General features: G+C 47.7%; 15 protein-coding genes and 1 tRNA gene. 14 read left to right on the top strand and 2 right to left on the bottom strand.

Going from position 1 to position 14356, the window contains the following annotated elements:
- Positions 1-34 precede the first annotated feature (34 nt).
- Positions 35-436 (top strand): sigma factor-binding protein Crl, encoded by a 402-nt coding sequence (gene crl / locus ACMWLG_RS22250; RefSeq protein ID WP_023310506.1) that lies wholly within the window; start codon positions 35-37, stop codon positions 434-436.
- A gap of 151 nt (positions 437-587) precedes the next feature.
- On the opposite strand, the gene phoE is transcribed toward crl, so the two are convergent.
- Positions 588-1640 carry a phosphoporin PhoE gene (gene phoE / locus ACMWLG_RS22245; protein ID WP_045400542.1) on the bottom strand — a complete coding sequence of 351 codons (1053 nt, stop codon included), beginning with the start codon at positions 1638-1640 and terminating at the stop codon, positions 588-590.
- Between the two features lie 304 nt (positions 1641-1944).
- On the opposite strand from phoE, the gene proB reads away from it, so the two are divergent.
- The 3 genes from proB (at position 1945) to ACMWLG_RS22230 (ending at position 4500) form a co-directional block, all read left to right on the top strand.
- Positions 1945-3048, top strand: a complete 1104-nt coding sequence (proB, locus tag ACMWLG_RS22240; protein WP_023310508.1) for a glutamate 5-kinase — start codon at positions 1945-1947, stop codon at positions 3046-3048.
- Between the two features lie 11 nt (positions 3049-3059).
- A complete protein-coding gene (gene proA, locus ACMWLG_RS22235; RefSeq protein WP_045620032.1) occupies positions 3060-4313 on the top strand; it encodes a glutamate-5-semialdehyde dehydrogenase in 1254 nt (417 codons plus the stop codon).
- Between the two features lie 111 nt (positions 4314-4424).
- A tRNA-Thr gene (locus ACMWLG_RS22230) sits at positions 4425-4500 on the top strand.
- A 244-nt stretch (positions 4501-4744) separates the two neighbouring features.
- Here ACMWLG_RS22230 and ACMWLG_RS22225 read toward each other — a convergent pair.
- Positions 4745-5335, bottom strand: a complete 591-nt coding sequence (locus ACMWLG_RS22225; protein WP_045400548.1) for a winged helix-turn-helix transcriptional regulator — start codon at positions 5333-5335, stop codon at positions 4745-4747.
- A gap of 720 nt (positions 5336-6055) precedes the next feature.
- On the opposite strand from ACMWLG_RS22225, the gene ACMWLG_RS22220 reads away from it, so the two are divergent.
- The 10 genes from ACMWLG_RS22220 to ACMWLG_RS22175 all read left to right on the top strand — a co-directional run bounded on the left by ACMWLG_RS22220 (position 6056) and on the right by ACMWLG_RS22175 (position 14323).
- On the top strand, positions 6056-6577 hold the full coding sequence (locus tag ACMWLG_RS22220) for a fimbrial protein (RefSeq protein WP_045400550.1): 522 nt from the start codon (positions 6056-6058) through the stop codon (positions 6575-6577).
- Positions 6578-6643: 66 nt separating this feature from the next.
- Positions 6644-7204: a fimbrial protein gene (locus ACMWLG_RS22215; RefSeq protein ID WP_052671746.1), complete on the top strand. Its 561-nt coding sequence runs from the start codon at positions 6644-6646 to the stop codon at positions 7202-7204.
- 59 nt (positions 7205-7263) lie between these two features.
- Positions 7264-9771, top strand: coding sequence for an outer membrane usher protein (locus ACMWLG_RS22210; RefSeq protein WP_080338436.1), 2508 nt, complete (start codon positions 7264-7266; stop codon positions 9769-9771).
- Positions 9772-9812: 41 nt separating this feature from the next.
- Entirely contained in the window at positions 9813-10568 is a 756-nt protein-coding gene (locus ACMWLG_RS22205) for a fimbria/pilus periplasmic chaperone (protein ID WP_045400824.1), read from the top strand.
- 23 nt (positions 10569-10591) lie between these two features.
- The gene (locus tag ACMWLG_RS22200; RefSeq protein WP_414763033.1) at positions 10592-11173 is read left to right on the top strand and encodes a fimbrial protein; all 582 of its coding nucleotides are present in this window, start codon (positions 10592-10594) and stop codon (positions 11171-11173) included.
- Positions 11174-11182: 9 nt separating this feature from the next.
- Entirely contained in the window at positions 11183-11677 is a 495-nt protein-coding gene (locus ACMWLG_RS22195) for a fimbrial protein (RefSeq protein ID WP_045400553.1), read from the top strand.
- Positions 11674-12150 carry a fimbrial protein gene (locus tag ACMWLG_RS22190; RefSeq protein ID WP_045400556.1) on the top strand — a complete coding sequence of 159 codons (477 nt, stop codon included), beginning with the start codon at positions 11674-11676 and terminating at the stop codon, positions 12148-12150. Before ACMWLG_RS22195 ends, ACMWLG_RS22190 begins: the two co-directional genes overlap by 4 nt.
- Positions 12151-12154: 4 nt before the next feature.
- Positions 12155-12688, top strand: coding sequence for a fimbrial protein (locus ACMWLG_RS22185; protein WP_226855139.1), 534 nt, complete (start codon positions 12155-12157; stop codon positions 12686-12688).
- Positions 12689-12706: 18 nt separating this feature from the next.
- Positions 12707-13474 (top strand): hypothetical protein, encoded by a 768-nt coding sequence (locus ACMWLG_RS22180; RefSeq protein ID WP_127348424.1) that lies wholly within the window; start codon positions 12707-12709, stop codon positions 13472-13474.
- A 729-nt stretch (positions 13475-14203) separates the two neighbouring features.
- The gene (locus ACMWLG_RS22175; RefSeq protein ID WP_414763032.1) at positions 14204-14323 is read left to right on the top strand and encodes a transposase; all 120 of its coding nucleotides are present in this window, start codon (positions 14204-14206) and stop codon (positions 14321-14323) included.
- Positions 14324-14356 lie beyond the last annotated feature (33 nt).

Raw genomic sequence — 14356 nt, 5'->3', positions numbered from 1 at the left:
TGGTAAAACAGTGGCTTCACAAAAGGAGATCGCAATGACGTTACCGAGTGGACACCCGAAAAGTAGACTGATTAAGAAGTTTATGGCTCTCGGCCCGTATATTCGAGAAGAGCAGTGTGAAGAGAATCGCTTTTTTTTCGACTGCCTGGCTGTATGCGTCAACGTGAAGCCTGCGCCCGAAAAACGTGAATTCTGGGGCTGGTGGATGGAAATGGAAGCAGAGGAAAAACGCTTTACGTATAGCTACCAGTTTGGCCTGTTTAATAAAGACGGCAACTGGCAGGCGACCACGATTAAAGATCAGGAAGTGATTGACCGCCTGGAATATACGCTAAAAGAGTTTCACGATAAGGCACGCGCGCTGCTGGCTACCCTGGATCTCAAGTTCGAACCCGCGGATGACTTTTCCAGCGAAGCGGTGAAGCTGACTGCCTGATGGTGTCACAGCGCCGGGTGACGGCTTCGCCTTACCCGGCCTACAAATTCTCCCTCTCCCGTTGGTAGAGGGCCGGGGTGAGGGCACCAGACAGCATGAATCCCCGACAATAAAAAAACCGGCATCAAGCCGGTTTTTTTATTTCACATCATCAGAACTGGTAGGTCATACCCAGTGCAACGATGTCATCGCTGCTCACGCCCAGTTTATTTTTGTCGTCAATCTGGTTGATCTTATAATCAACAAACGCGGACATATTTTTGTTGAAGTAATAGGTCGCGCCAACGTCAATATATTTCACCAGATCTTCGTCGCCAATACCTTCAATATCTTTGCCTTTAGACTGGACATAGCCCAGGGACGGGCGCAGACCGAAGTCGAACTGATATTGTGCGACAACCTCAAAGTTCTGCGCTTTATTAGCAAACCCACCGGAAATTGGCGTCATATTGCGGGTTTCAGAATACATCGCAGCCAGATAAATATCGTTCGCATCATATTTCAGACCGGTTGCCCAGGCTTCTGCTTTCTGGCCCTGGCCACGTGCCAGCAGGTTCTGAGCGTTGGTGCGGTCAGAGTTGGTGTAGGCGCCGCTGACGGCGAAATCGCTGCCGCCGAAGTCATAGGTCAGAGAGGTACCAAAACCGTCGCCGTTCTGTTTCCTGGCGTCACGGTTTTCGTTTTTGCCCTGGTACTGCAGCGTCATGTCCAGACCGTCAACCGCGCCGAAGAAGTCGGTATTGCGGTAGGTCGCCAGGCCGGTAGCACGCTTGGTCATGAAGTTATCGGTTTGTGCGGAAGAGTCACCGCCGAATTCAGGGAACATATCGGTCCATGCTTCGACGTCATACAGGGCACCCAGGTTACGGCCGTAATCCAGTGAACCAAAGTTTTTCAGCTTAAGACCAGCAAACGCCAGACGCGTCTTCTGAGAGGAGTCGCTCTCAGCTTTGTTACCTGCAAATTCAGATTCCCAACGGCCATAGCCCGTCAGCTGATCGTTAATCTGCGTTTCGCCTTTAAAACCGAAACGAACGTAAGTCTGATCGCCATCTTTGGTGGCATCATCGCTGATGTAGTGCATGGCTTTCACTTTGCCGTACACGTCCAGCTTATTACCATTTTTATTATAAACTTCAGCTGCGTGAACGGATGCAGAAGCCACTACGCCCATAACCATTAATGCCAGAGTGCTCTTTTTCATTTTCGATCCTGTCTTATAAACGCGCTAAAAAATTCGCTGGACGATAAGCTCATGCCTAAGTCCCGTGAAAAAACAGGAAGGGTTTTATCGTTCTGAAATGAAACTTTTATGACAAACTAAGAATAATTTTAAAAAACTGTGATTTATTATTTCGGTAATAAAAGTGCCAAATTCCCCCGCTACGCTTCCTGATCCCGCGCAACAAAGTGTTTCGCGATGTGCTAAGGCAGTTGGCAACGGGGCTGACTCCTGCTAAAACGTTCGTTCGACATTACTTTCCCTTATCGTTGAACGGCAGAGAATCATGAGTGACAGCCAGACGCTGGTGGTAAAACTCGGTACCAGTGTTTTAACAGGCGGATCGCGCCGCCTAAATCGCGCCCACATTGTCGAGCTTGTACGTCAGTGCGCTCAGCTACATGCCGCAGGGCATCGTATTGTGATTGTGACCTCCGGGGCGATTGCCGCCGGGCGTGAACACTTGGGTTACCCCGAGCTCCCCGCGACGATCGCCTCCAAACAGCTGCTGGCCGCCGTGGGGCAAAGCCGACTCATTCAACTCTGGGAACAGCTGTTCTCTATCTATGGCATCCACGTCGGGCAGATGCTGCTGACGCGTGCGGATATGGAAGACAGAGAGCGCTTCCTGAACGCCCGCGATACCCTGCGCGCGCTGCTGGACAACAATATTGTTCCGGTCATTAACGAGAACGATGCCGTTGCTACCGCTGAAATCAAAGTGGGTGATAACGATAACCTCTCGGCGCTGGCCGCGATTCTGGCCGGTGCCGATAAATTACTGCTTCTGACCGATCAGCAGGGGCTGTTCACCGCCGACCCGCGCTCGAATCCGGAAGCCGAGCTGATTACTGACGTTCAAGGCATCGACGATGCGCTGCGCGCCATCGCCGGTGACAGCGTTTCAGGCCTCGGAACGGGCGGTATGGGGACCAAGCTGCAGGCCGCTGACGTCGCGTGCCGCGCCGGTATCGACACCATCATTGCAGCGGGCAGCCGCCCCGGCGTGATTGGCGACGTAATGGAAGGTATCTCCGTCGGCACCCGCTTCCACGCCCAGGAGTCCCCGCTGGAAAACCGCAAGCGCTGGATATTTGGCGCGCCTCCTGCTGGCGAACTCGTCGTCGATGAAGGGGCAACCGCCGCGATTCTGGAACGAGGAAGTTCATTACTTCCTAAAGGAATTAAAAGCGTGACAGGCAACTTCTCCCGTGGTGAAGTGATCCGTATCCGTAACCTCGAAGGCCGCGACATCGCCCACGGCGTAAGCCGCTACAACAGCGACGCGCTGCGCCGCATCGCGGGTCACCACTCGCAGCAGATCGACGCCATTCTGGGCTATGAATATGGTCCGGTTGCCGTTCATCGCGATGACATGATTATTCGTTAAGGAGCCAGAACATGCTGGAACAAATGGGCGCCGCCGCGAAGGCTGCCTCTTACAAACTGGCGCTCCTTTCCAGCCGCGAGAAAAACCGCGTGCTGGAAAAAATCGCTGATTATCTGGAATCACAGTCCCAGGAGATTTTGCTCGCCAACGAGCAGGATTTACTGGAAGCGCGTCGTAACGGTTTGAGCGAAGCGATGCTCGACCGTCTGGCGCTGACGCCGGCACGCCTGAAAGGCATCGCCGACGATGTGCGTCAGGTCTGCAATCTGGCCGATCCGGTAGGGCAGGTGATCGACGGTGGGCTGCTCGACAGCGGTTTACGCCTGGAGCGCCGCCGCGTGCCGCTCGGCGTTATCGGCGTTATTTATGAAGCTCGTCCAAACGTGACGGTGGATGTCGCCTCCCTGTGCCTGAAAACCGGTAACGCCGCTATTCTGCGCGGTGGGAAAGAGACATGGCGCACCAACGCCGCGACGGTGAAAGTCATTCAGCAGGCGCTGGAAGAGTGTGGCTTACCGGCGGGGGCCGTACAGGCGATCGAGAGCCCAGACCGCGCTCTGGTCAACGAAATGCTGCGCATGGACAAATACATCGACATGCTGATCCCACGCGGCGGCGCGGGCCTGCACAAGCTGTGCCGCGAGCAGTCGACGATTCCGGTGATCACCGGCGGTATCGGCGTGTGTCATATCGTTGTCGACGACAGCGCTGAGATTGAACCGGCGCTGAAGATTATCGTGAATGCGAAAACCCAGCGTCCAAGCACCTGTAACACCGTAGAAACGCTGCTGGTGCATCAGGATATTGCGAACACCTTCCTGCCGGCTCTGAGCAAACAGATGGCAGAGAGCGGCGTGACGCTGCACGCTGACGCCAGCGCGCTCGCGCTGCTTCAGGATGGCCCGGCTAACGTTGTTCCCGTAAATGCGGAGCAGTACGACGATGAGTTTCTGTCACTGGATCTGAACGTGAAAATCGTTGCCGATCTCGACGACGCCATTGCGCACATCCGTGAACACGGCACGCAGCATTCTGACGCGATCCTGACGCGCACCCTGCGCAATGCCGATCGCTTCGTGAACGAAGTGGATTCTTCAGCGGTATATGTGAATGCCTCCACCCGCTTCACCGACGGCGGCCAGTTCGGCCTCGGCGCAGAGGTGGCGGTCAGCACGCAGAAACTGCACGCGCGCGGCCCGATGGGGCTGGAAGCGCTGACCACGTACAAGTGGATCGGCTTCGGTGACGATACGATTCGTGCGTAAATAATCACGGGTGATGCAAAAATAGCCGTTTGATTCAAAAGGGCATTGACGCATCACCCGGATAGATCTAACCTTTTGCCCCGTGGTTACGCTCGTAACCGGCCTCTCAGGGCCGATATAGCTCAGTTGGTAGAGCAGCGCATTCGTAATGCGAAGGTCGTAGGTTCGACTCCTATTATCGGCACCATTTCAAACTCTTCGAAAACCTACCGAAATCAACTTTGTGCTTTAGCTTCCGACAGGAAGGACTCTCCGTCGTCATTAGTGTTCACTGTTTCTGCCGAGTATAAATGAGCCCCCTCCTTGTTCTATGTCTCAAGCCTTTGTAAGAAAAGAGGAAAGGTTTACGCTGGCGACAAGGGAACTTTAATAATGTTGTTTCGTTCGGCTCCGTCTTAGCACCAGGGAAGTACAAAATGATCTAAGTTGTTTTAATAATTCTCCGGAAGGTGATGAACTTCTTTTAGGATTCCTTTAACAATAACGATATATCCGCCATCCTTTAAATCAGAGAGGATGCGCATAATACCGCTGCGGGAGAGGCGGGTTTTACTGCGAATGTAATTTTCCGCAAGAATGGTTTCTCGAACGTCCTCCGGAAGGTTGATCAGTTCATAGAGTTGATGGCGGACAACATTATAGGTCGTCGGGGATATTAATTTAAACATCCTCTCGACAACCATGCTGCTTGCTTCCAGTAGATGGTCAGCCAAAAGTTCCCAAAGATTGTGCTCGGTAAGAAGCGCGAACAGTTTTTCACGATCGATAATCGCTATTTCAGAGGGTACGATAGTTTTGATGACGTATACCGAAAGAGTTTCCGGCGGTAAGGCAATCACGCCGCGCAGTGTGGGGGCATCAAACAGATCGATGAGAATGTCATCCGGCTGCCGGTACATGGAAACTGCACCCGTGCGGATAAAATAGCAGGGGGACTGCCGCTGAGCCGTTATGGTGTAACGGGTATTTACTTCGACGCGCTTATACTGCAGATAAGGCGCCAGCTTGTCCATCAACGCCATCAAATATTTCGGATTTGTGCGTGTTGACTTGAGATTAACAGTTACCATGGATTCTAAGTTATTAGGTATTATGTAACAAAAATATAGACGCAACCGTCAAATTAGTCAAATTTGAAATATATGTAATAAAATTTTTTTTAATTTTTATTGGTTCAATTCTGATTTTAAATAAACGATATGAATAGTGATGCTTTCTATGTTTAAGTAAAAAATACCGTGGTACGTATCAATTATTAATGGTGAGTACGGGTGATATTCTTGTCTTTCCTCATAAAGCAGGGTATTGACATTTTCTTCGGTAAAAATGCTGAAATCGTGAAGGCGCAGATACCACTCACAAAATTACTCAAAGCAGATAATAATGACTGGTTTGTTATCTTCCATTACTGGTTACATGTTTTTACGTGTTAATTTTTCCATGTGAAGTGAACACTTCTTCCAGGAAAAAACATAAGTCTAGCACCCATGGTTATCAGCTCTTAATTTTAATTGATCCAAATTTAGAATGGCATTTTAATAGTGGGAGCTCTAATTTTGGTAATATGACTTAATAAGTGTCTCTGTCTAAATTGGGATCGGTTTTGAATTGTAAGAAGATACATCTTTCGCAATAATTGAAAGCGAACAAACGAACGCCACATTGGAATGTCGCGTTAATTATTTGTTAAGGATGGGTCGATTAAATCAGCCCGAAGAATATATCGTAGTGGAATATAAGTTATGAATACGAAAAAGATTGCTTTTATTGCTGCAATGCTCAGTGGTGCTGTGATGGCGAATGCAAATGCGGCTGACCAGGGGCACGGCAAAGTAACATTCACTGGCTCTATTATTGATGCTCCATGTTCAATTAGCCCAGACAGTATCGATCAGACTGTAAGTCTTGGACAAATTTCAAATGCTGCGCTGGCAAACAGTGGCACATCTACACCGCGTAACTTTGAAATCAAGCTGGAAAACTGCACCGATGTAACCGCTAAAACTGTTACTACAACCTTCACCGGTGCGGAAGGTGCGACTGCGGGCTCTCTGGGCATCACCGGTACCGCTAAAGGTGCGAGCATCATCCTGACTGGCGGCGATGGCAAACAGATTGAGCTGGGTAAAGCTTCTGAAGGGCGTACGCTGCAAGATGGTAATAACACCCTTCTGTTCTCCGCTTATCTGCAGGGTGATAGTGGTGTGACTGCAACCACGGGTGATTTCACCGCGATTGCTGATTTTACTCTCGCTTACCAGTAAACCCAGCGGCTGAGCTGGAAACGCCTGTACCCCGCAGGCGTTTTTTTAATATCAGAACCGGAAACTATGAGTAAATTAATGTACGCCGTACTGACGTTTTTACTTACCGCAATGGCTTTCGCGGCGCAGGCCTCGCACCGGGACGTTAACCCTCCTTCAGAGTTTGATCCGGCGTTATCCGGACGCGTCAGTATGAATGGTGCAATTATTTCCAGTGCTTGTGATATTGATATGGGAGACGGTTATCAGGAAATTACTATGCCCGGAGAAACCCGTGGGCATATTAAACGCACCGGTGAGGGTGAACCTGAAGACTTTTCCATCCATTTAACCAAGTGCGCAATTGACTCTTCATCGGAGCCCTCCGCCTGGCAGTATTTGAACATAATTTTTGACGGTGATGAAGAGGATGGCCTTTTCCGGGTCAGCGGTAATGCGGGCGGTGTAGCGCTACAGCTGCAGGACAGCCATGGTGCAGTTATCCACCCAGGTCGGCCTGTATCCTTACAGCAGATAACAGTGTCAGATAACCGGCTGGATTATCAGTTTAGACTCAGAAATACAATGCGCGATATAGTTGTTGGTGATTATAGTGCCATTATTCGGTACCGAATTGAATATTTCTAAATTCAGTTCTGCAAGCTTTTTTCTTTTTATTTGACTGTCAGGTTACTTGTGTGGCGGATATGATTTACAGAAAGATAAATAATAATCTTGTTAAAAGGTCGGCAAAGTGGACAGTACTGACCGCATGTGTCTTTATAAATTTTCACGGGAACGTAAAAGCTGCGGATGATATTCAGTTTAATACTGATGTGCTAGATATTAAAGATAAAGAAAATATCGATCTAAGCCACTTCGCAAAACGTGGTTATATCATGCCTGGGGATTATATATTTAAAATTAAAATTAATGAGAACGAACTGGAAGAGCAGTCGATATCGGTTTATCCCGATGGCGAGGATGGCAAGGATTCGAAAGCGTGTTTTAAACCTGAAGTGGTAAAGAAACTTGGCTTTAAAGAAGACAGCGCAAAAGCATTTACCTCCTGGCACAACAGTCAGTGCGTGGACATTACGGCCCTGAAAGGTGTGGAGGTGAACCCAGATCTGAGTTCCGGGGTACTGACCATCAGCGTTCCGCAGGCTTATCTGGAGTACACCAATGATAACTGGGTACCGAGCAGCATGTGGGATGAGGGGGTACCCGGCCTGTTGGCCGACTATAACCTCAATGCTCAGACCCGTCAGAACTCGCACGGCAGTGACGAGAACAGTGTCTCCGGTAACGGTACCTTCGGTGCCAATATGGGAGCATGGCGTGCGCGTGCGGACTGGCAAACTAATTATGACGATCAATCCGGTGAAGATAACGGTTCAGGTCAGAAACAGTGGACTTGGAGTCGGGTATATCTCTACCGAGCACTAACCGCCTTGAAAGCAAAGCTGACGTTGGGTGAGGACTACCTCAATTCGGATCTGTTCGATAGCTTCCGCTTTACCGGGGCCAGCGTGATTTCTGATGACAACATGCTGCCACCAAACCTGCGTGGTTATGCGCCAGAGGTGACCGGCGTCGCGAAAACCAACGCCAAAGTGACTATTTCCCAGCAGGGACGAGTGATTTATGAAACTCAGGTGGCGGCTGGACCGTTTGCCATACAGGATCTGAATAATGCGGTTTCTGGCATGCTTGACGTGCGGGTACAGGAGCAGGATGGTTCAGTGCAGGAATTTAAGGTTAGCACAGCCAGCATTCCCTATCTGACCCGTCCGGGCAGCGTGCGCTACAAGGTGTTTGCCGGAAAACCGACGAGTTACGATCACAGCACTGAAGGCGAAACCTTTGGTTCGGGCGAATTCTCTTGGGGGGTCAGCAACGGCTGGTCCTTATATGGAGGGATGGTAAGCAGCAGCGATTACCTTTCCGTGGCGGCGGGTATTGGCCGTGATTTGCTGATACTAGGTGCTCTCTCATTTGATGTAACGCGCTCAGACACAAAGCTGGAAGACCAAGATCGACATGGACAGTCATACCGGGTCAGTTATTCGAAACGCTTTGATGATACCGGTAGCCAGGTGACTTTCGCGGGTTATCGCTTCTCTGAGAAAGACTACATGAGCTTCAACGACTACCTGAGCTACAAGACGAGTCACGAAGACTTTATGCAGAGTAGAGAGATGTACACAATGACCTTCAGCCAGCAGTTTAAGTCATTGGGGCTTTCCGCATACCTGAACTATTCGCATCAGACTTACTGGAATAACCCAGCAGAAGATCGCTATAACCTATCGCTCTCGCGTTACTTCGACATCGGTAAATGGAAAAACATTAACGGTTCACTGACGGCTTATCGCAATAAATTTAACGGTGAAAATGATGATGGTATGTACCTGTCGCTTTCCGTGCCATGGGGTGACTCCGGTTCGCTCAGTTATAACGGCTCAGTAAACGGCGACAGCAATAGCCATAATCTGGCGTATTTTGACCACCTTAAAAATGGCGATAACTACCGTATTGCGGCTGGTGGCAGCAATAATGGCGGTACCCTTAGTGGTTACTACGATCATTCAGCGGACATGGCCGACATAACTGCCAATCTTGATTACCAGCAGAACCAGTACACTTCTGCCGGTCTATCTCTGCGTGGAGGGGTGACGGCAACATCGCATGGTGCGGCACTGCACCGAGCGAACAACCTGGGGGGGACTCGCGTGATGGTGGATACCGGTGACGCCACAGACATTCCGGTACAGGGTTACAGTGACAGCACTCGTACTAACCGCTTCGGCAAGGCGGTAATCACTGAAGTCAGCGATTACAACAAAAATAACCTGAGCATCGATATTAATGACTTGCCGGATAACGCCGAAGTTTCTTCCTCGGTGGTGCAGGCCACGCTGACCGAGGGGGCGATTGGCTACCGTAAATTCAACGTGATCTCCGGAGAAAAGGCAATGGGAGTTATTCGTCTGGCCGATGGCAGTTTCCCGCCGTTTGGTGCCAGCGTACAGAACTCTGATAAACAGGAAATTGGGATCGTCAACGACGAAGGTCAGACGTATCTCTCCGGCCTTAAGCCGGACGCAAAACTGGATGTGAGCTGGGATGGAAAAGTACAGTGCACCGTTACCGTCCCGGAGAAATTAACAGGACTGAATCAGAACGGAAATCTGTTACTGCCGTGCCAATGAGTGACGGCGCTGAAATCATTAAATGAGTGAACAAAATGAAAATGTTAAACCGTAAAAATGCACTTTCCGTTCTTGCTATCACCCTGACTGGCCTGATGACCGCACAACAGGCCAGTGCTGCTATCGCGCTTGACCGCACCCGCGTAATTTTAAACGGCGGCGAGAAATCGGTCAGTCTCAACATCAGCAACGAGAACAAAAATCTGCCATACCTTGCTCAGGGTTGGATTGAGGATTCTAAGGGTAACAAGATCACCTCACCGCTGACCGTACTGCCACCTGTGCAGCGTGTGGAAGCGGGCGCAAAAAGTCAGGTTAAAGTGCAGACCACTCCTGCGCTAAGCTCGTTGCCGCAGGACAGGGAATCCCTGTTTTATTTCAACCTGCGAGAAATCCCTCCGCGCAGCAACAAGCCGAACACTCTGCAGATTGCACTGCAGACCCGCATCAAGTTGTTCTATCGCCCGTCGGGCATTGCGCTGGACAAAACTCAGGCCGCGCAGGGTGACTGGGTAGAGAAAGTGACCCTGACCCGCAAGCGGGACCGGTATGTGCTGAACAACCCCACCCCGTACTACCTGACGATTGTTGAAGGGCGCCCGTCTGCAAAAGGAAATCCGGTCAGTTTCCAGCCGGTCATGGTAGCTCCAAAAACAGAGAGCGCTATTGAGGCAGCTGCCAGTGCGCTGGGTAACACGCCAGTGCTGACCTATGTGAACGACTACGGTGGAAGACCGCAAATTCAGTTTACCTGTAATGGCGCTAGTTGCACTGCTAGTCTGCTGAAAGACAAGTAACCACCGGTTAAAGGAAGAACATAATGAATGGAATGACTAAATCTATGCTGCTCACCAGCCTGTTACTGGCCGTATCCTGTACTGCAAGTGCAGAAAACGAAAAACCTCTGGTGGATACGGGAACGTTGTTTGTCCATGGTGACCTACTGGAGAACACCTGCAGGATGGTGATGGACTCGGCCTGGCAGGATGTGGATCTCGGCAGCATCAGTCACGCGGACGTAAACCAGGTCGGAAAAGCTGCTGCGCCGGTAAAAGTGAACATCTATCTGCATGATTGCCCTGAATTAGTGAACTGGAGCACCAATATCACGCCTATGACAACCACCATCAGCGCTTTACAGCCACCCTATAAGGCGCGTTTTATGGCGGTGCAGGATGATGACAATCCGGCGCTGATTAAAGTAATGGGGGCATCCGGTATCGGCCTCCGCCTGCGCGATAGCCAGGGGAAATCGGTAATGCTATCACGCAATAGTAACAGCATACTTTTGAACCCGGGCCAGAACCAGGTGACCTTCACCCTGCAGCCTGAACGCACCGCAGCTCCGTTCGTTGCAGGGCCGTATCATGCTCTGGTTAATTTCAGCATTATTTACCAGTAGGTTGTGATAATGAAATTTTATACTCTGGCTATTACTATTTTAGTTGGCGCAATACTATCAAATAGTTCATTTGCTGATGACAATAATATTAATGTTACTGTGAAAGTTACCGTTCAGAAATTACCTTGCGAAATTAATAATAACCAAGTTATTGATGTGGATTTTGGCGATAGTGTTATTACCACTGATGTAGCAAGAGGCGTTATTGAAAAGGTAGTAAACTATACACTGGATTGCACGAACGCTGATGAAAGTAAAACTCTTGTGATGAGGATAAACGGCTCCGGAGCAGCTTTTGATAATACACTATTAAAAACTAACATTTCGGAGCTTGGAATTAAAGTGAAGGCGGATGGACAGGATTTCCCTTTAAATGGTGAACTCAATTTAGCGAATGCCACCAGTAAACCGGAGTTGAAGGCTCAACTGGTTCAGCAACCGGGAACACATTTGCCTACAGGAGGGTTTACCGCAAGTGCAACAATGATGGTGGGTTATCAATGAAGTATAATTTATTAATATCACTAATGATCCTGCCATTGGTTTCACTGGCGGGTGATAATTTGTCATTACATGGTACCCTGGTTGCTCCTCCTTGCACCATTAATAACGGGCAAAGCATCGAAGTACTTTTCGGAGATAATCTTGGAATCAACAAAGTTGATGGAAATAACTATAGGCAGCAGGTCAATTACAGTGTGGATTGTGATGCGGAGTACAGCGCCAACAATCTGGCTATTGTCGTAGATACAACGAGCCCTGCGGCCTTTGATTCCGCAGGAGTGCAGACGAACAAAACAGGTCTGGGGATCCATATCCTGGTCGATGGTGTGGCGGCGACTTTTGCGGAGCGCGTTGTACTCAGTGACCCTTCTGCACCGCCTAAAATAGAAGCGGTTCCTGTTAAGGACCCTGGAGTAACGCTCACCGAAGGAGCATTTGAGGCGGCTATGACATTGAGAACGGACTATTTGTGAGGAAATGATGATGAGGCAAGTAATATTTTTCCCCATAATTCTGGCAGCTATAATTACTATAAACCCATTATATGCGGCAGATAACATTCATTTCTCAGGGGCATTAGTGGCTGAACCCTGCACTCTACCGGACTCTGATACCGATATCCATGTTGATTTTGGAACGGTCATTGTTAAATATCTTTACCAATATCAGCGTACTAAAAGTCAAATGTTTACTATTCATCTAGAAAATTGTGACCCATCTATATTGAAAACGGTGAGTGTGACATTTAAAGGGACTACAGATGATGAGTTAACTGATATGCTGACGTTAGATACTTCATCTAGTGCAAAAGGTATTGCGATTGGTTTGGAACTAAATGATGGAGTCTTACTAGCGGTTAATAAATCAAGTCCTGCTACTCAATTAGTTAGTGGAAAAAATTCATTAACTTTTGGTGCGTATGTAAAAGCAAAACCAACAATGGTTGCAAGTAAAAGTCTTTCTCCTGGAGATTTTACTGCTAACAGTACATTTTTGCTAAGTTATCAATAAATTCCAGAGATAAGTTAAATGAAAATAATACTTTATCTGTTAAGTTTGTTATTTGTTTCCCCTGTTTTTGCAGGCAATTATCCTGTTGTGATTGTTACTAAAACCACAATAGCACAGACTGAGCCTCGTGAAATTGATGCGGCTTATTTCAAAACTCTCATTACCGATATTGGACCTGGCTCTGAACAAATACCACCATCCGGTTATGTTGTAACGCTATTTGCGCGTGAAAACAACACTGCGAATGATGCTGATTTTGCTGGGCATGTTTACGCGGATGGTAAAAGAACAATTGGTGAAATGGCAATCGAAGCATATAATGCTAGTCGATCGGAATACCAAAATGGAGCTATTACGTTTTATGCATCACCCTATAATTGCGTGTCATGGGGGGCAGCACCAAGTAAAGTTTCTGACTGGAGCTCATTTATTTATCCAGGAGGATGCATGACATTACCACCAGTAAATCAAACGTGTAAGTTTGTAACACCAGAAGTACTTCTGGACCACGGTTCGCTGGGAGCTACTGACGGAAATAAGGTTAGCGAGCAGATTTCCCTGCAATGTACTGCTGATATGGATGTTCAATTTAGTTTTCCGGGTAATGAAAAATATATTTATCTCGGAGAGCAGAAGGCAGAAATAACAATCAATAGTCAGGCTTTAGGTAGTAAAATATCATTACCCAAAGGGAGTTCATCTGTCACTATCGAGGATAAGCTAATAGGTGATTTTCCTGAAGGTATTTACACTGGATCCAGTGTATTAATAATGGCGCCATATTGAGCATTTAAAAGCCGGAAAGGGTAATCTTTCCGGCTTTTATTGTATGAAACTGCTTGTATTATTAAGTTAAATATTGAAATTCCAGGTTCTTATCTTGCTTTAGGTTTTCGAGAATACCTGGGTGTTTTTAGAGATAAACTCATTTTTCATCTGAGTTTATCTCTTTAGAAGAGGATGCAATAAATGCTAACTTCGATGTTGTAATTTATCACTTTACTAATGGCGAAATATTTTGTTGTCCGAAGAGTCATAGTTAAAAAAACGGTAGTGCTATTTTAGCGATAACAGATCAGGTTTTTTTACCAGGATTTTATCAAACTGTTTTAAAGAGATGATACAGATAAGTTACAAAGCCACCCGGAAGAGTAAGATGAAATATTAACTTATGATATCAAGATGTATAGAAGTCATATTTCTCACTCCTGAGAATGCTGGGTGTAAATTCTGTAAACTTATTAACCTCAGAAACAATACCCTGATTTATTACGTAGGATCAAAACAGAATAATCATATGAGATAATCGCGAAGGGAATGAATAAGAGCATTAAACGATTTATGCTTGCAAATATATGATTAATAGAAGGTCAGGTTTTAAAGTAAATCATGAACTTTTAGTTTAATTAATAGGTTAATTAAGTTATAAATGTTACCCTTTATATTAAAACACATTTTAGAATCGCCAGGTGTTTAACAAATACATCTGAGTCAATTAAGATGGCTTAAAGAGATATGCCCTTGAGCGGTAAGCGTTATCCTGAGAAGTTTAAAAATGATGCAGTCAAACATATTGTTGATCGTGGCCATTCTGTTTTCAGCGTTGCACCACGTCTCGATATCACCACACAATGACATATCGCCTATCGCCTATAGCCTATCGCCTAA

This window comes from Enterobacter sp. 01-M-02-SI-ECC (assembly GCF_047530595.1).
Classification (GTDB): domain Bacteria; phylum Pseudomonadota; class Gammaproteobacteria; order Enterobacterales; family Enterobacteriaceae; genus Enterobacter; species Enterobacter cloacae_M.
This window is presented reverse-complemented; position numbering and strand designations above follow the sequence as displayed.